The organism is Bradyrhizobium sp. USDA 4354, assembly GCF_054060315.1.
On the sequence record NZ_JBSSDC010000001.1, the window covers coordinates 4,324,474 to 4,342,084 of the forward strand.

At 64.4% G+C, this 17,611-nt stretch carries 17 protein-coding genes; 8 read left to right on the forward strand and 9 right to left on the reverse strand.

Annotated elements, in window-relative coordinates; all coding sequences use genetic code 11:
• Positions 1-146: 146 nt before the first annotated feature.
• The 3 genes from ACVIIV_RS19650 (at position 147) to flaF (ending at position 5,587) form a co-directional block, all read left to right on the forward strand.
• The gene (locus ACVIIV_RS19650) at positions 147-2,417 is read left to right on the forward strand and encodes a DUF1522 domain-containing protein (RefSeq protein WP_456745637.1); all 2,271 of its coding nucleotides are present in this window, start codon (positions 147-149) and stop codon (positions 2,415-2,417) included.
• A 221-nt stretch (positions 2,418-2,638) separates the two neighbouring features.
• On the forward strand, positions 2,639-4,927 hold the full coding sequence (locus ACVIIV_RS19655) for a DUF1522 domain-containing protein (RefSeq protein ID WP_456745638.1): 2,289 nt from the start codon (positions 2,639-2,641) through the stop codon (positions 4,925-4,927).
• A 291-nt stretch (positions 4,928-5,218) separates the two neighbouring features.
• Positions 5,219-5,587, forward strand: a complete 369-nt coding sequence (gene flaF / locus ACVIIV_RS19660; RefSeq protein ID WP_028181463.1) for a flagellar biosynthesis regulator FlaF — start codon at positions 5,219-5,221, stop codon at positions 5,585-5,587.
• Positions 5,588-5,737: 150 nt separating this feature from the next.
• Here flaF and ACVIIV_RS19665 read toward each other — a convergent pair whose 3' ends face one another.
• The 4 genes from ACVIIV_RS19665 to ACVIIV_RS19680 form a co-directional block, all read right to left on the reverse strand.
• A complete protein-coding gene (locus tag ACVIIV_RS19665) occupies positions 5,738-6,097 on the reverse strand; it encodes a hypothetical protein (RefSeq protein ID WP_456745639.1) in 360 nt (119 codons plus the stop codon).
• A gap of 157 nt (positions 6,098-6,254) precedes the next feature.
• A complete protein-coding gene (locus ACVIIV_RS19670; protein WP_456745640.1) occupies positions 6,255-6,752 on the reverse strand; it encodes a hypothetical protein in 498 nt (165 codons plus the stop codon).
• 11 nt (positions 6,753-6,763) lie between these two features.
• Entirely contained in the window at positions 6,764-7,135 is a 372-nt protein-coding gene (flgJ, locus tag ACVIIV_RS19675) for a flagellar assembly peptidoglycan hydrolase FlgJ (protein WP_456745641.1), read from the reverse strand.
• Positions 7,135-8,259, reverse strand: a complete 1,125-nt coding sequence (locus ACVIIV_RS19680) for a flagellar basal body P-ring protein FlgI (protein WP_456745642.1) — start codon at positions 8,257-8,259, stop codon at positions 7,135-7,137. Before ACVIIV_RS19680 ends, flgJ begins: the two co-directional genes overlap by 1 nt.
• 281 nt (positions 8,260-8,540) lie before the next feature.
• On the opposite strand from ACVIIV_RS19680, the gene ACVIIV_RS19685 reads away from it, so the two are divergent.
• Positions 8,541-8,954 (forward strand): flagellar assembly protein FliX, encoded by a 414-nt coding sequence (locus ACVIIV_RS19685; RefSeq protein WP_456745643.1) that lies wholly within the window; start codon positions 8,541-8,543, stop codon positions 8,952-8,954.
• A gap of 170 nt (positions 8,955-9,124) precedes the next feature.
• On the opposite strand, the gene ACVIIV_RS19690 is transcribed toward ACVIIV_RS19685, so the two are convergent.
• Positions 9,125-9,496: a winged helix-turn-helix transcriptional regulator gene (locus tag ACVIIV_RS19690; protein WP_027552655.1), complete on the reverse strand. Its 372-nt coding sequence runs from the start codon at positions 9,494-9,496 to the stop codon at positions 9,125-9,127.
• 163 nt (positions 9,497-9,659) lie between these two features.
• Between ACVIIV_RS19690 and ACVIIV_RS19695 the strand changes: the two genes are divergently transcribed.
• From ACVIIV_RS19695 to ACVIIV_RS19710, 4 genes are all read left to right on the forward strand, one after another.
• On the forward strand, positions 9,660-10,271 hold the full coding sequence (locus ACVIIV_RS19695) for an NAD(P)-dependent oxidoreductase (RefSeq protein WP_456745644.1): 612 nt from the start codon (positions 9,660-9,662) through the stop codon (positions 10,269-10,271).
• A 215-nt stretch (positions 10,272-10,486) separates the two neighbouring features.
• Positions 10,487-10,852 carry an RNA polymerase-binding protein DksA gene (gene dksA, locus ACVIIV_RS19700; protein ID WP_085966600.1) on the forward strand — a complete coding sequence of 122 codons (366 nt, stop codon included), beginning with the start codon at positions 10,487-10,489 and terminating at the stop codon, positions 10,850-10,852.
• Positions 10,853-11,312: 460 nt separating this feature from the next.
• Complete coding sequence (locus ACVIIV_RS19705; protein WP_456745645.1) at positions 11,313-12,092, forward strand: 2-keto-4-pentenoate hydratase; 780 nt, start codon at positions 11,313-11,315, stop codon at positions 12,090-12,092.
• Positions 12,093-12,634: 542 nt separating this feature from the next.
• Positions 12,635-13,795, forward strand: coding sequence for a PcfJ domain-containing protein (locus ACVIIV_RS19710; protein ID WP_456745646.1), 1,161 nt, complete (start codon positions 12,635-12,637; stop codon positions 13,793-13,795).
• Positions 13,796-13,928: 133 nt separating this feature from the next.
• Here ACVIIV_RS19710 and flgH read toward each other — a convergent pair whose 3' ends face one another.
• The 4 genes from flgH to flgF are packed head-to-tail and all read right to left on the reverse strand — an operon-like array spanning position 13,929 to position 17,410.
• The gene (gene flgH, locus ACVIIV_RS19715; RefSeq protein WP_456745647.1) at positions 13,929-14,690 is read right to left on the reverse strand and encodes a flagellar basal body L-ring protein FlgH; all 762 of its coding nucleotides are present in this window, start codon (positions 14,688-14,690) and stop codon (positions 13,929-13,931) included.
• Between the two features lie 3 nt (positions 14,691-14,693).
• Entirely contained in the window at positions 14,694-15,833 is a 1,140-nt protein-coding gene (flgA, locus tag ACVIIV_RS19720) for a flagellar basal body P-ring formation chaperone FlgA (protein ID WP_456745648.1), read from the reverse strand.
• 10 nt (positions 15,834-15,843) lie between these two features.
• Positions 15,844-16,632, reverse strand: coding sequence for a flagellar basal-body rod protein FlgG (gene flgG / locus ACVIIV_RS19725; protein WP_456745649.1), 789 nt, complete (start codon positions 16,630-16,632; stop codon positions 15,844-15,846).
• Positions 16,633-16,648: 16 nt separating this feature from the next.
• Complete coding sequence (gene flgF, locus ACVIIV_RS19730) at positions 16,649-17,410, reverse strand: flagellar basal-body rod protein FlgF (RefSeq protein WP_456745650.1); 762 nt, start codon at positions 17,408-17,410, stop codon at positions 16,649-16,651.
• Positions 17,411-17,611: the final 201 nt, after the last annotated feature.

A 17,611-nucleotide genomic window follows, 5' to 3' on the forward strand; every position in this document is an offset into this window, starting at 1 on the left:
GCGCGCCTTCCGCGCGTTTATGGTGAACCGGCGCTTATCCCGGCGAGACTCGTTTCACCCTTTGTTAGCCATGTCCGCGCAGGCTGTGCCCGTCACTCGATCCGAAGCGATCGAACGAAGACGCGTAAGCCAGAAGGGTAAGAGTCATGTCCGGTATTGTTCTCTCTGCGTCGGTTCGTCAGAACCTGCTCTCGCTCCAGTCCACCGCTGATCTTCTCGCCACCACACAGAATCGTCTGTCGACCGGCAAGAGCGTCAACTCGGCCCTGGACAATCCCACCAACTTCTTCACTGCACAGTCGCTCGACAACCGCGCCAGCGACATCAACAACCTGCTCGACGGCATCGCCAACGGCGTGCAGGTGCTGCAGGCTGCCAACACCGGCCTGACCTCGCTGCAGAAGCTGATCGACAGCGCCAAGTCGATCGCCAACCAGGCGCTGCAGACCACCGTCGGCTACTCCACCAAGTCGAACGTCTCCACCACGATCGCGGGTGCGACCGCGGCCGACCTGCGCGGCACGACCTCCTATGCAAGCGCGACCGCCTACAGCAACGTGCTGTATAACGGCACGGCGGGCGGTGTGACCGCGGCCATTGCGACTACGACGCTCGGCGCAACCCAGGGCACCTTCTCGAACACGGTGGCCGTGAACGCTGCCGACGGCACGACCGCCGTCACCGGCACTATGACCCTGATCGGCACCACCGCCGCGACGAAGATCGGCTCGGCTCCTGCTGACGGCGACACGCTGACGGTGAACGGCAAGACCATCACCTTCCGCTCCGGCTCGGCGCCGCTTGCCAGCGCAGTTCCGGCAGGCTCAGGCCTCAGCGGCAATCTCGTGACTGACGGCAACGGCAACACCACCGTCTATCTCGGCACCGCCGGCACTCCGGCTGCGACGGTCAACGACCTCCTGACCGCGATCGATCTCGCCAGCGGCGTGGGCACCTCGGTCATCGCGAGCGGGTTGGCGACGATTGCGACCAGCGCGGGCCAGACACCCTCCTCGATTGCCGCAGGTATCGTGGCGCTGAAGAGCTCGACGGGTGCGGATCTGTCGCTGACGGGCAAGGCCGACCTGCTGAAGGCGCTGGGCCTCTCCGGCGCGACTGGCGGCGGCAATGCGTCGCTGAGCGTCAACCGCACGACGAGCGCGAGCTCGCTGGGATCGCTGATTTCGGATGGCGCATCCCTGAATGTCGACGGCCACGTCATCACCTTCAAGAACGCGCCGGTTCCGGGCTCGGCGGGTGCGCCGGCCATTCCGACCGGCTTTGGCAAGAGCGGCAACGTCATCACCGACGGCAACGGCAACTCGACGGTCTATCTCCAGGCCGGCAACGTCGCCGACGTGCTGAACGCGATCGATCTGGCCACCGGCGTGCAGACCGCGTCGATTGCGGCCAACGGCGTGGCGACACTGAATACCGCAACCGGCCAGAGCAAGTCGTCGATCAACACCAGCGGCCAGCTGCAGCTCTCGACCGGCATCAACGCCGACCTGTCGATCACCGGGACCGGCAATGCGCTGGCGGTGTTTGGCCTTTCGGGCAATACCGGCAACGCCACGGCGTTCTCGGCGGCGCGCACCTCCGGCATCGGCGGCATCAGCGGCAAGAGCTTGACCTTCACCTCCTTCAACGGCGGCACCGCGGTTGACGTCACCTTCGGCGACGGCACCAACGGCACGGTCAAGACGCTGGATCAGCTCAACGCGAAGCTGCAGGCCAACAACCTGTCCGCGACGATCGACGCCAACGGCCTGCTGACGATCACCGCATCCAACGACTATGCCTCCTCGACGCTCGGCTCGACCGCAGCGGGCGGTGCGATCGGCGGTACGCTCACGTCGGCGCTGACGTTCTCGACGGCTTCCACCCCCGTCCAGGATGCGGTCGCCCAGACGGCCCGTGCGAACCTGGTGTCTCAGTACAATAACATCCTGAACCAGATCGACACGACCGCGCAGGACTCCTCGTTCAACGGTGTCAACCTCTTGAACGGCGATCAGCTGAAGCTGGTGTTCGACGAGACCGGCAAGTCGAGCCTGAACATCACCGGCGTGACCTACAACTCCAAGGGTCTCGGCCTCGCCGCGCTGACGGTTGGTGTCGACTTCATCGACAACGCCGCCGCCAACAGGGTGCTGACCAATCTGAACGCCGCGTCGAGCACGCTGCGATCGGAAGCATCCAGCCTCGGCTCGAACCTCTCGGTGGTGCAGATCCGTCAGGACTTCAACAAGAACCTGATCAACGTGCTGCAGACCGGCTCGTCCAACCTGACCCTGGCCGACACCAACGTCGAGGCGGCCAACAGCCAGGCGCTGTCGACCCGCCAGTCGATCGCCGTCTCCGCGCTGTCGCTGGCCAACCAATCGCAGCAGAGCGTGCTCCAGCTGCTCCGCTAATAAGCGACTGAAATCGCTAATAAAAATCGAGCGACGGGGCCATTTGCCCCGCCGCTCCTTTTTGCGTTTGGAAGCGGGCAGAGCGCGTTCACCGGCCATTAACCCTATCGCTTAAACCGGCGTTAACCATACTTTAAAGGACACCTCCTAGAACTGGACAAAAGCCCCGCTTTCCAGACCGCGCGGCCGATTCGTATCCGGTTCAAGAGGAAGACTCGCCAATGTCCAACATCGTTCTCTCGGCGTCCGTTCGCCAGAACCTGTTGTCGCTGCAGTCGACGGCCGACTTGCTGGCCACGACGCAGGAGCGGTTGTCGACCGGCAAGAAGGTCAACACGGCGCTCGACAATCCCACCAACTTCTTCACGGCGCAGGGGTTGGACAACCGGGCGAGCGACATCAGCAACCTGCTCGACGGCATCAACAACGGTGTGCAGGTGCTCCAGGCCGCCAACACCGGCATCACCTCGCTGCAAAAGCTGATCGACAGCGCGAAATCGATCGCCAACCAGGCGCTGCAGACCACGGTCGGCTACTCCACCAAATCCAACGTCTCGACCACGATACCCGGTGCCACGCCGGCTGATCTGCGCGGCACGACCTCGTATGCAAGCGCGACCGCGAACAGCAACGTGCTCTACACCGGCGCACCCGGTGGCGTGACGCCGGTGACGGCCGCCGCCACGCTCGGTGCATCGTTGGGCTCGACTGCGGGCACGCTGACCGGCGCTGTCGCCAATGCGGCCGACGGCACCACTGCACTGACCGGTACCGCGACGCTGATCGGCACCACGGCGGCCAGCACCCTCGGCTCGTCGCCGGCCGACGGCGATTCGATCACCGTCAACGGCAAGACCATTACCTTCCGGACGGGCGCTGCGCCCGCGACGCAGGCGACCGGCTGGGGCCTGGACGCCAGCGGCCACATCGCCACCGACGGCAACGGCAACTCGATCGTCTACATGGGCACGGCCGCCGCCCCCACCGGCAACGTCAACGACCTGCTGAGCGCGATCGACCTCGCCAGCGGCGTCAAGAGCGCGACGATCAGCGCCGGCGCCGCGACTATCTCAGTCAGCGGCTCGGCCGGTCCCGTCGGCACGCTTCAGGTGGCATCATCCATCACGGGCGGCCAGGTCACGCTGAAGAGCTCGACCGGCGCCGATCTGAGCGTGACCGGAAAGGCCGACTTCCTCAAGGCGCTCGGCCTGACGTCCGCAACCGGCGCCGGCAATGCCAACGTCACGGCAGCCCGGTCGACCACAGCGGGTTCGCTCGGCACCCTCGTTCAGGACGGCTCGACGCTGAACATCGACGGCCACACCATCACCTTCAAGAACGCGCAGACGCCGCAATCGGCGGCGAGCGTCACCTCGGGCGGCGTCAGCGGCAACATCGTCACCGACGGCAACGGCAACTCGACCGTCTACATCCAGAGCGCGACGCTGACCGACCTGCTCAACGCGGTCGACCTTGCGACCGGGGTGAAGACGGCCAGCCTCTTCAACGGCGCGGCGACGCTGTCGACCAGCGCGGGCCAGATCCCGTCCTCGGTCAACAGCAGCGGCCAGCTTGCGCTCTCCACCGGCATCAACGCCGATCTCTCGATCACCGGCACCGGCAATGCGCTCAGCGCCTTCGGTCTCAGCGGCAACACGGGAACGGCGACCGCCTTCACTGCGGCCCGCACCTCCGGCGTCGGCGGCATCAGCGGCAAGACGCTGACCTTCACCTCGTTCAACGGCGGTACCCCGGTGAACGTCACGTTCGGCGACGGCACCAACGGCACCGTCAAGACGCTGGACCAGCTCAACGCGCAGCTGCAGGCCAACCACCTGACGGCGACGATCGATGCCAACGGTGTGCTGACGGTGACCACCGTCAACGAATACGCCTCTTCGACGCTGGGTTCGACGATCGCGGGCGGCGCCGTCGGCGGCACGATCACCGGTGTTCTGGCCTTCACCACCGCGCAGCCGCCGGTTCAGGATCCTGTGGCGCAGACCGCGCGCTCCAACCTGGTCAACCAGTTCAACAACATTCTGGCCCAGATCGACACGACGTCGCAGGACTCCTCCTTCAACGGCGTCAACCTGCTCAACGGCGACACGCTGAAGCTCGTCTTCAACGAGACCGGCAGCTCCACGCTGAGCATCAACGGCGTGGTGTTCAATGCGGCCGGCCTCGGTCTCAGCAATCTCGTCAACGGCGTCGACTTCATCGACAACGGCGCCACCAACAAGGTGCTGGCCAGCCTGAATGCGGCCTCGAGCACGTTGCGCTCGGAAGGCTCCACGCTCGGTTCGAATCTGTCGATCGTGCAGGTGCGTCAGGACTTCTCCAAGAACTTGATCAACGTGCTGCAGACCGGCTCGTCCAACCTGACGCTCGCCGACACCAACGAGGAAGCGGCGAACAGCCAGGCGCTTTCGACTCGCCAGTCGATCGCGGTCTCCGCGCTGTCGCTGGCCAACCAGTCGCAACAGAGCGTGCTGCAGCTGCTCCGCTAATTCGCAGCGCAAGTTCGCTACTCGAGATCTCGCGGCGGGGCTAACGCTCCGTCGTTCTTTTGAGGGAGATCGCTAAGACAAGATTAGCTGAGATCGATGCGCATCACGTCAGCGAGTTTACATCGTGCGTGCGTGCATCTAGCGTTGTGCCGACGAAGAGCTCCGCGCCCCGTAATTGTCCGGAGCGCTTCCAAGCACACACGTAAGCAAATCTTAAGCGGTGCTGCCTAGGGTTGGGAAAGAAATCCTTAAGCGCGTCCAACGCGCTAGGTAACGTCCAGGATGTGATTGATGTCGAATTCCGCTGCCTCGGCTTATGCGCGTGTTGCAACGACCACCGCATCTCCCCGCGACATCGAGGCGCAGACCCTGCTCAAGGCCGCCAACAAGCTCCAGGACGCGGTGAACAACGCCGATCCGCTCAGCGAGCAGACCATGCAGGCCCTGATGTTCAACCGCAAGCTCTGGACCATCTTCTTGAGCGAGGCGATGCGTGACACCAATCCGCAGCCGATCGATGTCCGGCAGAAGATCGCCAACATCAGCGTGTTCGTGCTGAGCCAGACTGCTGCGTTGCAGATGAGCCCGCAGTTCGATCACTTCCGTCCGCTGATCGAGATCAACCGCAACATCGCCGCAGGTCTGTCCGGACGGCCGTGACGGAGAGCTGTCGTGGTCGAGCATTTGTCGACCGCGGACCAGTTCACGCTGACGGATGCCGGTGAGGGCGCAGATCGACAACTTCGTCATCGATCTTGCGGCCGGCTTGGCTGATGTCGATCCGCCGTTGCGACGTGCGACACTCAGTCGTCAGGCGCTGACGTCCGTGCTGAGCGGGCGCGAAGGCTCGGACTTCATATCCAGGGCATGGAAATAGGCGCGCCGGCGCAGCATCGCTTCGTCCGGGAACTGGTTCACCACCGTGTCGGTCTTGTCGTTGACGACCTGAAAGACAAAGGATGCGGCCGCCTGATCGAATACGATTTGGCGCGAGATGTTGTCGTGGTTCGGCAAATCATTGCGTACGGGCGCGTTCGTGTCGGCCGCGGCGACCGTCTGGCTCACCGGAAGATCGGTTTGCACAGCCTCGTTCGCCGCCGCATTGGACGTCGTCACGATCTGAATGGGGGCCGGGATCCCCACCGGCCTGATGCTGAAATCTGTACTCATGGCAGCCTCCTGGTTGCCTAACGTGAGTCAAATCCCAACCCCTCTAATCGCGCAACCATGGAACACCAGGTTTGAAGACCCGGTAAGGAAACGTGCCTAACCGCGCGACGCTATTGCCGCGCAACTTTTCATAAAATTCTCGCTTGTTCCTGCGCGCTCAGAGCGAGCGGCTGACCGCGAGCGGGGTGATGTGGCGCGGACCCGGAGCTGCGCGACGCCCCGCGGCTGTATAGGTATTCGGCACGTTGCGCTTCTGGATCTCGGCGTTGACGCCGCGCACGACGCTCTCGGAGACCGCGTGCGCGGTCGCGAGCACGGTGAGATTGACCTGGAGCATCGCGCGAAACGCATCGTGGTGGCGATGCAGCGTCGAAAGCAGCTCCGGCGCGGATTTCGCGAGCTGGGCCTGGTTTGCCTTCAACTGGCTGACGGCGTCGACGTAATTGCGCGACAGCTCCTGCTTCCTGCTCTCGAGCGTCATCGCCTCGCGGACCTTGCCGGCGCGAACGAGCTCGGTCTCGCGCTCGATCAGTCCGAGCAGCGCGCTCATCGCATCCATCAGGTCCTCGGCGAGCTTGCGCGCCTCGGTGCTGCCGGGCGCGGTGTTCGGACGCTGGGCTTGCATCGGCTGACGTGAGGCGTTGAAATGGTTCATCTCGTTTGACCTTATGCCGTACGAAGAGTGGTTTTCGCCTGCTGCAGGATGAGCGTGCGGTAGACTTCGGTGGCGACGCCGACGCCGCCGGCGTTGGCGAAGTTCTTGGAATATTGCTCGGTCAGCATCGAGCGCCACACGCCGGTGCCGGGCGTATCGCCGAACGGGCCTTCGCCCTTCAGGCCCGAGGTCATCTGCGAGAACATGCTGTTGAGGAACATCGCCTCGAAATCGGTGGCGGTCTTCTGCGCCTTGGCCTGTTGCTGCGGCGAGACCTTTTGGAGTGCGGCGGCGAGCTCGAAGTCCGGCCGGCCGTTGCGGCTCTCGACCGAGAAAGCCGGGGAGGTGGCGACGCGCGGGGTGTTGATCGCGCCGGTCTGCATCACATCACCTCGATGTCGGCTTCGATGGCGCCGGCGGCCTTGATCGCCTGGAGGATGCTGATCATGTCGCGGGGACCGATGCCGAGGCCGTTGAGGCCGTCGACGAGCTGCTGGAGCGAGACGCCGTCCTTGACGAGCGCCAGCTTCTTGCCGTCTTCGCTGACGGTGACGCTGCTGCGCGGCGCGACCACGGTGCGGCCGCGCGACAGCGGGTTGGGCTGGCTGACCTGCGGGCTCTCGGAGATCGTGACGGTGAGGTTGCCCTGTGCCACAGCGACGGTGGCGACGCGGACGTCGCGGCCCATCACGATGATGCCGCTCCGTTCGTCGATGATGATCTTGGCGGCCAGATCGGGGTCGACCTGCAGCTGCTCGATCTCGGTGAGGAAGGCGACGACGTTGCCCTTGAACTCCGGCGGGATCGACAGCTGCACCGTCGAGGGATCGATCGGCTCGGCGGTCTTGACGCCGAGATAGTCGTTGACCGCGGCTGCGATGCGCTTGGCGGTGGTGAAGTCGGCGTTGCGCAGCGCCAGGCGCACGTTCGGCAGCCGATTGAGCGCGAACTCGATCTCGCGCTCGATGATGGCACCGTTGGCGATGCGTCCAACGGTCGGAACGCCGCGCACGATCTTGGCCGCCTCGCCCTCGGCCTGGAAGCCGGAGATCGCGAGCGAGCCCTGCGCCACCGCGTAGACATTGCCGTCGGCGCCGAGCAGGGGAGTGACCAGCAGGGTGCCGCCCTGGAGATTCTTGGCATCGCCGAGCGCGGAGACGGTAACGTCCATGCGCGTGCCCTGGGTGGCGAAGGCCGGCAGGTTGCCTGTGACCATTACGGCGGCGACGTTGCCGGTGCGGATGGTGGCGCCGCGGATGTTGACGCCCATGCGCTCGAGCATCGCCTGCAGCGACTGCTTGGTGAAGGGGATGTTGTTGAGCGTGTCGCCGGTGCCGTTCAGGCCGACGACGAGGCCATAGCCGATGAGCTGGTTCTGCCGCACGCCCTCGATGTTGGCGAGATCCTTGATGCGCGAGGTCGCAGCCGCTGACGTGACCGAGAGCGCCAGCGCTGACAGCGCGGCGCAGGCCACCCCAACAATCCTCACCCAACGAACGGCTGGCATCCTCTGCTCCCCAAGGCCCTAAAAAGGCTCCTCAAATCGACAAGACCTGCACGACACTCCCATGACGAGCTGGTCCGGCGCTTTCCTTGCGAGCACTGTGCCAACCCGGCGCAGCGGGGCAGGTGGCTGAATAGGTTGAATAAATCTGTTTCGACCGATGTCAGCCGGCGTTCGTCCTGAGGAGCGAAACTGCCGCCTGTCGGCAGATTTTGCCGGGCCGTTTACGCGCCGTTAACCATAAGACAGCGAAGGTGAGGCATCGATCACCCGGATTGCCTCCGATGCGCATCTACGGACCGAACGGCACCACGCTTGGAACGCCAGCCAGCCAAGCCAGGCGGACCGGCTCCGGCACCTTCGTGCTGCCCGACACCTCATCGGCGCAGGAGACGCGGAGCGCTGCTGCACCGAAGGCCACCGCCAACATCGATGCGCTGCTGGCATTGCAGGGCGTCGAGGAGGATCCGGTCGAGCGCCGCAAGCGCTCGGTCGCTCGCGGCAGAACTGCACTCGACGTGCTCGACGACCTCAAGATGGGGCTCTTGTCCGGCAATCTCGACGCCTCGACGGTGATGCGGCTGCGCGATGCCGCGGCGAATTTGAAATCGTCCTCGGGCGATGCTGGTCTCGATGCGGTGCTGTCCGAGATCGAGCTGCGCGTCGAGGTCGAGCTGGCGAAGGCCGGGCGGGGGTAAGAGTCATCCGTCATCCTGAGGCGCTCGTCCTGCATAGCAGGACGAGCCTCGAAGGACGACGGCCCGGCCGCATCTCGGCCGTACATCCTTCGAGGCTCCCGGCGCGATGCTTTGCATCGCACCACTCGCGCCTCAGGATGACGGAAATCCCGTAAGCGTCCTTCGCAGGCCTACGCCGCTTCCTCCTTCTGCTGCGCGTCGTAGCGACGCTGGGCGGCGAGCACGTCTTTCAGATTCTGCTCGGCCCAATCGCGTAAGGGATCGACCGCCGCCGCCAGCGTCAGCCCGAGCTGCGTGATCGAATACTCCACCGTCACAGGCACCGTCGCGATGGCGTGGCGCTTGATCAGGCCGTCGCGTTCAAGCGACTTGAGAACCTGGCTCAGCATCTTCTGCGAGATGCCTTCAATCGTGCGGCGCAACTGATTGAAGCGCATCGGCTCCTCGCGCAGGAGCAAGAGGATCAGCACCGCCCATTTGTCGCCGACGCGATCGAGGATTTGGCGGGTGGGGCAGTTCGCTGCGTAGACGTCGGGCTTCATCATCGGTCCTCGGAATCCATCTCGTCGCGGGCGGTACGCGTGACGGCTGTACGCGTCCAGGTTACCTTTGCGTAATCAGGTAAGCACAAAGTGCTCTCTTAACACCAGCATTCTTTGCGATATCTAGTAACTACTGGTTACTACAGAAGCAAAGGAGCCTTCCATGAAGATCGCAGTCGCCGGCGCCTCGGGCCGGGCCGGGTCGGAGATCACCAAGGAACTGTCGCGCCGCGGCCATAGCGTCACCGCCATCGCCCGGAACCCCGACAAGATCGCAGCCCTGCCGAACGTCACGCCGACCAGGGGGGATGTGCTCGACCAGGCCGGCCTCGCCACGCTGTGGGCCGGGCACGAGGTCGCCGTGAGTTCCGTGCACTTCCTGGCTAGCGACCCGCTCAAGCTGATCGGTGCGGCGAAGGACTCCAAGGTGGGTCGCTACCTCGTGGTCGGCGGCGCCGGGAGCCTTGAGGTTGCCCCAGGCGTGAAGCTGGTCACGACGCCCAATTTTCCAGCCCAATACAAGGCTGAGGCGGAGGCAGGCTCGGCCTTCCTGGACCTGCTGCGGCAGGAAAAGGACCTGAACTGGACCTTCATCTCGCCGTCGGCGCTGTTCGTCGAGGGGGAACGCACGGGCAAGTTCCGGCTTGGGACCGACCAGCTTCTCGCAGATGCGAACGGCAAGAGCTGGATCACCTTCGCCGACTACGCCATCGCGCTGGCTGACGAGATCGAACGGCCGGCCCATCTGATGCAGCGCTTTACGGTCGGCTATTAAGCCGCCAGCCGCCTCCGAGCCCTCTAGGATAAACCTTCCTGTGCAAGGGCTTGGGGGCGATGACTGGGCGGTGAGGGAAATATTGTCTGTCACGGGAGGCCACTATATAAGGCCCGGCTCAACGGACCCCGTTCCGTTCGCGAGTCGTTGCTTAAAAAGATAGGCCGCCCTTGGAAAAGTTGAAAAACTACCGACCGACCGACAAAGAGCCTTTCATGAACGACCGGCAGAAGGAGTACTTCCGTTTGAAGCTCCTTGCCTGGAAGGATGAGATCCTCAAAGAGTCAAAGCTCACCCTGCAAGCTCTGCAGGAGGAGAACGTGAACCACCCCGATCTCGCCGATCGGGCCTCGTCCGAAACCGACCGCGCCATCGAACTCCGCGCCCGCGACCGCCAGCGCAAGTTGATCGCCAAGATCGACGCCGCGCTCCAGCGCATCGAGGACAACACCTACGGCTATTGCGAGGAAACCGGGGAGCCGATCTCGTTGAAGCGGCTCGAGGCCCGGCCCATCGCGACGCTCTCGGTGGAAGCGCAGGAGCGCCACGAGAAACGCGAGAAGGTTTATCGCGACGAATAGAGCCCGAGCCGCAGAGTTGCGGCTCTTTGTTTTTGGACGCAAGGCGCCGTTTGGCGCCGTGCTTGGATTTTGCCTGTGGCTTGCCACGCGCCATCAACGCGAGAGCGCGATCGCGAAAAGTGAATCGCTATCAACGGGCTAGATCCGATTGCTCCGAGCTCACGTGAGTTCGGATGAGAAACAGCCTTCACTTCAGGTGCGAGGGATTTCGCGAGTCGCATCAATGAGATCGACTCTGGAGTTGAGACGTTGATCCAGCTGCATCAAGCATTGCTGTAATCGTGCCTCGTGCGCATTTTGCGAGAGCTGCCGGGGCGCGGCTCCATTAAAGCCTCCACCCACTCAATATTTCCTTAAACGCGGGCAGGAGGCGGTAGTCTTCCGGCTGGCCGCGCTTGTCAGGGCGGAGCGGGGATGCTGAAGTGCCGCCTTCGACTGCGTAGCGTGGGAGGCGGCGCCAATGGACAAGACTCTCGAAGCCGCAAAGGCGATCGCGCTGGCGCGCCGAAACCATGCGCCGCTCGCGGCGCTGGAACGTCCCCCCGCGGATGAAGCCGAGGGCTATCAGGTCCAGCGCGCCCTGCACGATCTCCTGCTGCCGCATGTCGGCCCGCTCGTCGGCTACAAGATCGGCTGCACCAGCCAGGTGATGCAGGATTATATCGGAATCCCTCACCCCTGCGGCGGCGGCGTGTTCCAGAAGGGCGTTCATGACAGCGGCGCCAAGCTCGCCACCTCCAACTATGTCCGGGTCGGCGTCGAATGCGAGATCGCGGTGCGGCTGAAGCGCGACCTTGCCGCCGGCGAGGCGCCGTTCACGGCCGAATGGGTCGGCGAGGCGGTCGAGGCCTATCATCCCGCGATCGAGATCGTCGACGACCGCTACGTGAAGTGGGAGACGATGGGCGCGCCGACGTTGATCGCTGACGATTTCTTCGCCGCCGGCTGCGTGCTGGGTCCCTCGGTTCCGCGCTCGTCGGTGCCTGACCTGAAGGCCGTCAAGGGCCGCGCCATCGTCAACGGCGAGGAGGTCAGCCACGGCACCGGCGCCGACGTGCTCGGCCATCCCCACAACGCACTCGCCTGGCTCGCCAACCATCTCGCCGCCGAGGGCAAGGGCCTGCACGCCGGGCAGCTCGTCCTGACGGGCAGCCTGGTCAAGACGCTGTGGCTGAAGGCCGGCGACAAGGTGCGGATGGAGCTGGATGGGCTGGGCGTGGTGGAGGCGAAGTTTACGTGAGGGGTGCACCGGCACTCGCCGTAGTCATTCCCCGCGACCCGGCTACGCCAAGGCTTCGCCAGGGTTGAGGTCCAGGGGCGCCGAAGCTTTAGCGAAGGCGGCAGGCGGGGAATCCAGTACGCCGCGCTGCATCAGTACAACCACGAATGTCCCGGAGTACTGGATCGTCCGCCTTCGCGGACGATGACAGTGGGAGTGGCTGGAATACTGTGCCTCATCCACGTCGTTGCGAGCGTCGCGAAGCAATCCAGAATCTTTCCGCGGCCGCAGTCTGGATTGCTTCGCTTGGCTCGCAATGGCAGAGATTGAGGCAGCAGCGTTGCTAAAATGTCGCGAGCCTCTCTCGTGAGGTGCCGCTTCTGAAGCCATCAGACAAAGACATCTTGCACCCGCCGGCAATCGAGTATATGAGCTCCATCCCATTCAACCTGCGCGTTCAACAATGAGGAGACCAGCCGTGAGTACTTTGTGGCGATCGACACGCTCCGTGCCGACGCTCTCAGTGCGTCCGGCTGACAGTCATCCAATCATGTTGAACGACAATGGCCCAGTCATTGATTCAGCGCCGGCAGCAGGCCGAGCGCGCGCGGGTTGAAGCCTACGAGTTTTCGTTGCGGCATGTGTCGCAGCGGACGCGTCCTCCACCGGATTTCAAGAACGCGATCAAAGAGGCCAGGCGTGGCTTCGAGGCGGACGTCGTGCGCGACGCTTCGGCCTGGAAGCCGCAGCTGAAGACTCGCGACGCCGCGCGTCTTCGTCTTGGTGCCGCCCGCTATCTCTTTGCGCGCTATCCTGTCGCCGAGCATCTGGAGCAGATCTGGATCGATAGCGCGGGACTGAGCCGCGACGAGATCATGTTGCGCAAGCGATGGTATGTCGTGGCGGCCGGTGGCGGTTCGCTCTACGGCGCCGGTGCCAGCGCGTGGCTGTCTCGCAAGGAGGTCCATGCGTTCCTCAATCGCTTAGGGAACGTCGGCTTCGAGGCTGCGATCTGGCAGGCGATCGCGCGAACCTACGCGAACGATGCCGGCGTTGCGATGCAGATCGCGCGCTCGAGGATCGCGCATACGCGCCGCGCGGAGCATGGCTTCTGGCGCGAGGTGGTGCGCTTCTTCTGCGCGCATCCAACCTCGGTCGACGAGATGGACGATCTCCATGATTACCTCGCAGCTTGCCACCGGCGTGATCCGGCGTTCAGCCTCAAGGGGCGCTCGCTGGCTTCGCTTGGCCGGCTGATGCGCGAATGGCATCACGATCTCGAAGCGATCGCTCGCATCGAGGCTGCACGCCGTCGCGCGGAGGCTGCGCAGAACCGTGCGCGTGGGGCGGCACAAGGCCCCATCGATGACAGCTGGCCGGGGGCCGCGATCGCGGACTGGTCATGGAGCCCATCGTCCAAGGTTCGAGGCAAGCGGGAGGAGTACGTCGTGGTTCAATTGCGTACCGCGGCCGATCTCGTGGCTGAGACGCGGAGCATGCGCCACTGCGTCGCCAGCTACGCCTCCAAATGCATCGCCGGGCAGGCGTCGATCTGGTCGCTGCGCCGCCGCGCTGCGGGTGCTCCAGATCGGTTGCTGACCATCGAGCTTGATCGCCGCGCTCGGGCGGTCCAGGTTCGTGGGTTCGCAAACCGTGTACCGCATTCCGAGGAGTGCAAGATCCTCGAGCGGTGGGCGCAAGCACGCGGGATCGAACTGCTCTAGAAGAAGCCTGCGCCGCTTGCGGCGGCGCAGGCAAAATACATGCGGCCTCCGGCAGGGGAGCTACCGAAGGCCGCGTCGTACACCGTCGTTCGCGCCTAGGTTCGCGAACACGATGTGGGAGCTCGGGAGAAGGTTAGAAGGGCAGCAGCACGTCCATGACCTGCTGGCCGTAGCGCGGCTGCTGCACGTCGGTGATCTGGCCGCGGCCGCCATAGGCGATGCGGGCCTGGGCGATCTTGGTGGAGTCGATGGTGTTGTCGCTCTGAATGTCCTCAGGGCGCACGATGCCGGCGACGATCAGCTCGCGAATTTCGAAGTTGACGCGGATCTCCTGCTTGCCTTCGACGACCAGATTGCCGTTCGGCAGCACCTGGGTCACCACGGCGGCGACGTTGGTCTGCAGGGCTTCCTTGCGGTCGACACTGCCCTTGCCTTCGCTCGACGAGGTCGAGTCGGCGGTCAGGACCCGGCCCGGCAGGATCTTGTTGGCCTGGGTGATCGTTTGGGCGCCAATGAAGTTTGTGATTCCTGAATCTTCCTTGTTGGTGCGGCTGCGCGAGGTGTCGTTCTCGATGTTGGCCTTGTCGGTGATGTTCACGGTCACGGTCAGGAGATCGCCGACCTGGCGGGCGCGCTGGTCCTTGAAGAAGGCGCGGCTGCCGTTACGCCAGAGCGAGTTCGGATTGTAGGAGGCGACCTCCGGCTTCGGCATCGGCATCTGCACCGGCTTGTAGCCGGGCTGCGTCGTCGGATTGTCGATCGCCGACAGCTTCGGCTGCTCGCCGATCTGCGACAGGCGGTCGATCGAGGAGCAGCCGCCCAGTGCGCAAGAGGCCAGCAGCAAGGCAGAGATCGCGATGCGACGAAGACGGGAAGCCGAACTGAACGGGGACATGACTTACTCTGGCTTGGCTGGAGCTAGCGAGACGCGGGCTTGCGGGATCTGGACTTGTGCGACTTGAGCCGGCGACGCGGGGGTCTGGATCAGGTTCCGGACGAGGGCTGCAGTGTCGACGGGTGCGGGCACGTCGTCACGCTTGAGCGAGGAGGTCTGCTCGAGTGCGGGCGCCATCGGCGCGGACTGGCTGGCGCCCTGGACTGTGACCTGGCCGCGGCCGGTGACGGTGCCGGTCAGCGTGCGCTTGGACTGCAGATTGAGCACGCTGACGGTGTCGCCCTCGGCGCCGCTCTCGATCGCCTTGCCGCGCGTGGTGAGATAGAGGCCGGGTACCTGGTAGATGATGGTGACGGCCTGATCGCGCACGACGAAGTCGGGTCTGACGATGTCGGCGGCGCGGATCGGCGTGCCTGCCCGCATCGGCCGGCGCAGCTGCATGCCAATGCTGCGGTCGCGCGAGGCGGGCTCGCCGGTGACCTCGGCCTTCGGCCGGCGCTCGAGCGAGACGTCGGAGGATTTCAGGAGCTCGGCGCGGTCGACGTCGCGGGTCAGCACGGCCACTTCCACCATCTCGATCGCGGTGCCGGTGAAGCGCAGCTTGGTCGGCGCAGAGTTGCTATCGTTGGCAATCTCGAAGGCGATGTCGAAACGGCCGCTGCGGGCATCAAAGCGGGTTGCGACCGGCTGCAGCGCGCCGCTGTTGGAGGCGTCCAGCCGCATCTCGGCGACGCTGCGGTCGAACGTGACGGTGATGTTGGCGGCTTCTCCGAGGCCGAAGCGGCGCTCGAGCGCCGCGGCGACCGCGTTTTCGATATCCTTGCTCGCGAGCGTGCGGGCGAGGCGGGTGACCTGAACCTCCTTGATGTCGCCGGTCATGACGCCGATCACCTGTTTGGCCCGCAGCACCGAGAGTACCTGGCCGACCGTCAGCGTGCCGGTGGTGCCGAGATCGGGCGAGCGGTAGACCGGGATCAGTGCGGCCGATCCGGCGTTGTCGATGAGATCGCCGATCCGCACCACGTCCGAGGTCACGGTGACGCTTGCGCGCAGCGTCGGCGAGGCGATGAAATCGTCGGCGGCCGCTGCCGGCAATGCCAGCGCGAGAAGGGTGGAGATCGTGGCGAGGGTGGCGCGGATCATCGTCATCACCTCAGCGGAACAGCGCCGTGGTCGACTGCATCATCTGGTCGGCGGCGCTGATCACCTTGGCGTTCATCTCGTAAGCGCGTTGCGCGGCGATCAGATCGCTCATCTCCGAGACGACGTCGATATTGGCCTGCTCCAGGCTGCCTTGCGTGATCTTGCCGTAACCCTCGGAATTGGCGGTGCCGTCCTGCGGCGTGCCGGAGGAGGGGGTCTCGGTGAACTGGTTGTTGCCGACGGGCTGAAGGCCCGCCTTGTTGATGAACCGCGTGACGCCGATCTGGCCGAGGATGGTCGAGGTCGACGAGCCCGGCAGCGTCACCGAGACCTGGCCCTGCTCGCTCACCGTGATGCCCGAGGCGTTGTTCGGAATGGTGATCGTCGGCTGCACCGGGTTGCCCTGTGCGGTGACGATGCGGCCCTGATTGTCCATCTGGAAGGTGCCGTCGCGGGTGTACTGGAAGGTACCGTCTGGCATCAGGATCTTGAAGAAGCCGTCGCCCGAGACGGCGAGATCGAGGTCGTTGCCGGTCTGCGACAGCGTTCCCTGCGTCATGCTGCGCGGCGTGCCCACAGTCTTGACGCCGCCGCCGATGTCGACGCCGACCGGCAGGATGGTGCCCTGGTCCGACGACTGGGCGCCGACACGGCGGACGTGCTCGTAGATCAGGTCCTGGAACGCGGCGGTCTGCTTCTTGAAGCCGGTGGTGCGCAGGTTGGCGATGTTGTTGGAGATCACCTGAACGTTGAGTTCCTGTGCCGCCATTCCGGTCGCTGCGGTGTGAAGCGCCTGCATGTCAGTTCTCCTTCAATCAGGCCGGAACGTCGGCGAGCTTTTCGATCGCCGATTTGTGGAGGTCGCTCTGCTGCTGCAGCAGGCTGGCGATCGCGGCGTAGCTGCGCATCACCTCGACCATGCGGGTCATCTCGCCGACCGCATTCACGTTCGACTTCTCGACGTAACCCTGCTGCAAGGTGGACTTGGTGTCGGCCTGCTGGTTTGCCGAGCCGGCGCCATAGAGATTGGCGCCGAGCTTGGTCAGCTTGGCCGGATCGTCGAACGACACCATGCGGATCTTGCCGCGGATCGAATCGGTCCGCGCCGTACCTTCGAGCACCGTGACGGTGCCGTCGGGCGCGACATTGATGTCGTGGTCGGTCGGCTGGAAGGTGATCGGGCCGGCATTGCCGAGCACGAGGTTGCCGTCGGCGGTGACGAGCTGGCCGGTGCTGTTGAGCGAGAACTTGCCGTCGCGGGTATAGAGCTCGCCGCCATTGGCCTGCACCGCGAAATAGGCACTGCCGTTGATCGCCATGTCCAGCGGATTGCTGGTCGGCTCCATCGGCCCCTGGCCGACGTCGCGGAAGGTGCCGCGGTCCTGAACATAGGAGACCCGGCGGTCGCGACCGATGAAATTGTCCTCACGCGCGTTCGAGTTGAGATACTCCTCGAACAGCGAATGGTCGGCCTTGAAGCCGTTGGTGTTGGCATTGGCGACGTTGTTGGCGATGACATCCACCTGCCGTTCCAACGTCATCTGCCGTGACAAGCCGATCAGAAGCGCGTTCTGCATCGGAAATCTCCCCTGAGTGAGATCTGCCATTTCGCTCTCCCAAGCGTCTTGGCGGACCCCGTGACCGAGACCGTCGGGTTCTCCCAAACCGTTCAGTCTCGGCCCTCTCTCAGCGAAAGCCGTGCCAACTAAGAAAACTTCGTAATTTCAATGTCTTGTCGACTTTCGATGGGCGCGGGAGGGCGGCAGAAAGGTTCTGTT

Excerpts from the sequence above, each read along its gene's own strand:
- ACVIIV_RS19680 (WP_456745642.1), bottom strand. The coding sequence starts at position 8,259 with ATGCCAGCCGTTCGTTGGGTGAGGATTGTTGGGGTGGCCTGCGCCGCG.
- flgJ (WP_456745641.1), bottom strand. The coding sequence starts at position 7,135 with ATGCAGACCGGCGCGATCAACACCCCGCGCGTCGCCACCTCCCCGGCT.
- ACVIIV_RS19670 (WP_456745640.1), bottom strand. The coding sequence starts at position 6,752 with ATGAACCATTTCAACGCCTCACGTCAGCCGATGCAAGCCCAGCGTCCG.
- ACVIIV_RS19655 (WP_456745638.1), top strand. The coding sequence starts at position 2,639 with ATGTCCAACATCGTTCTCTCGGCGTCCGTTCGCCAGAACCTGTTGTCG.
- ACVIIV_RS19650 (WP_456745637.1), top strand. The coding sequence starts at position 147 with ATGTCCGGTATTGTTCTCTCTGCGTCGGTTCGTCAGAACCTGCTCTCG.
- flgA (WP_456745648.1), bottom strand. The coding sequence starts at position 15,833 with ATGATCCGCGCCACCCTCGCCACGATCTCCACCCTTCTCGCGCTGGCA.
- ACVIIV_RS19665 (WP_456745639.1), bottom strand. The coding sequence starts at position 6,097 with ATGAGTACAGATTTCAGCATCAGGCCGGTGGGGATCCCGGCCCCCATT.
- flgF (WP_456745650.1), bottom strand. The coding sequence starts at position 17,410 with ATGCAGAACGCGCTTCTGATCGGCTTGTCACGGCAGATGACGTTGGAA.
- ACVIIV_RS19710 (WP_456745646.1), top strand. The coding sequence starts at position 12,635 with ATGGCCCAGTCATTGATTCAGCGCCGGCAGCAGGCCGAGCGCGCGCGG.
- ACVIIV_RS19705 (WP_456745645.1), top strand. The coding sequence starts at position 11,313 with ATGGACAAGACTCTCGAAGCCGCAAAGGCGATCGCGCTGGCGCGCCGA.
- ACVIIV_RS19690 (WP_027552655.1), bottom strand. The coding sequence starts at position 9,496 with ATGAAGCCCGACGTCTACGCAGCGAACTGCCCCACCCGCCAAATCCTC.
- ACVIIV_RS19685 (WP_456745643.1), top strand. The coding sequence starts at position 8,541 with ATGCGCATCTACGGACCGAACGGCACCACGCTTGGAACGCCAGCCAGC.
- ACVIIV_RS19695 (WP_456745644.1), top strand. The coding sequence starts at position 9,660 with ATGAAGATCGCAGTCGCCGGCGCCTCGGGCCGGGCCGGGTCGGAGATC.
- flgG (WP_456745649.1), bottom strand. The coding sequence starts at position 16,632 with ATGCAGGCGCTTCACACCGCAGCGACCGGAATGGCGGCACAGGAACTC.
- dksA (WP_085966600.1), top strand. The coding sequence starts at position 10,487 with ATGAACGACCGGCAGAAGGAGTACTTCCGTTTGAAGCTCCTTGCCTGG.
- flaF (WP_028181463.1), top strand. The coding sequence starts at position 5,219 with ATGTCGAATTCCGCTGCCTCGGCTTATGCGCGTGTTGCAACGACCACC.
- flgH (WP_456745647.1), bottom strand. The coding sequence starts at position 14,690 with ATGTCCCCGTTCAGTTCGGCTTCCCGTCTTCGTCGCATCGCGATCTCT.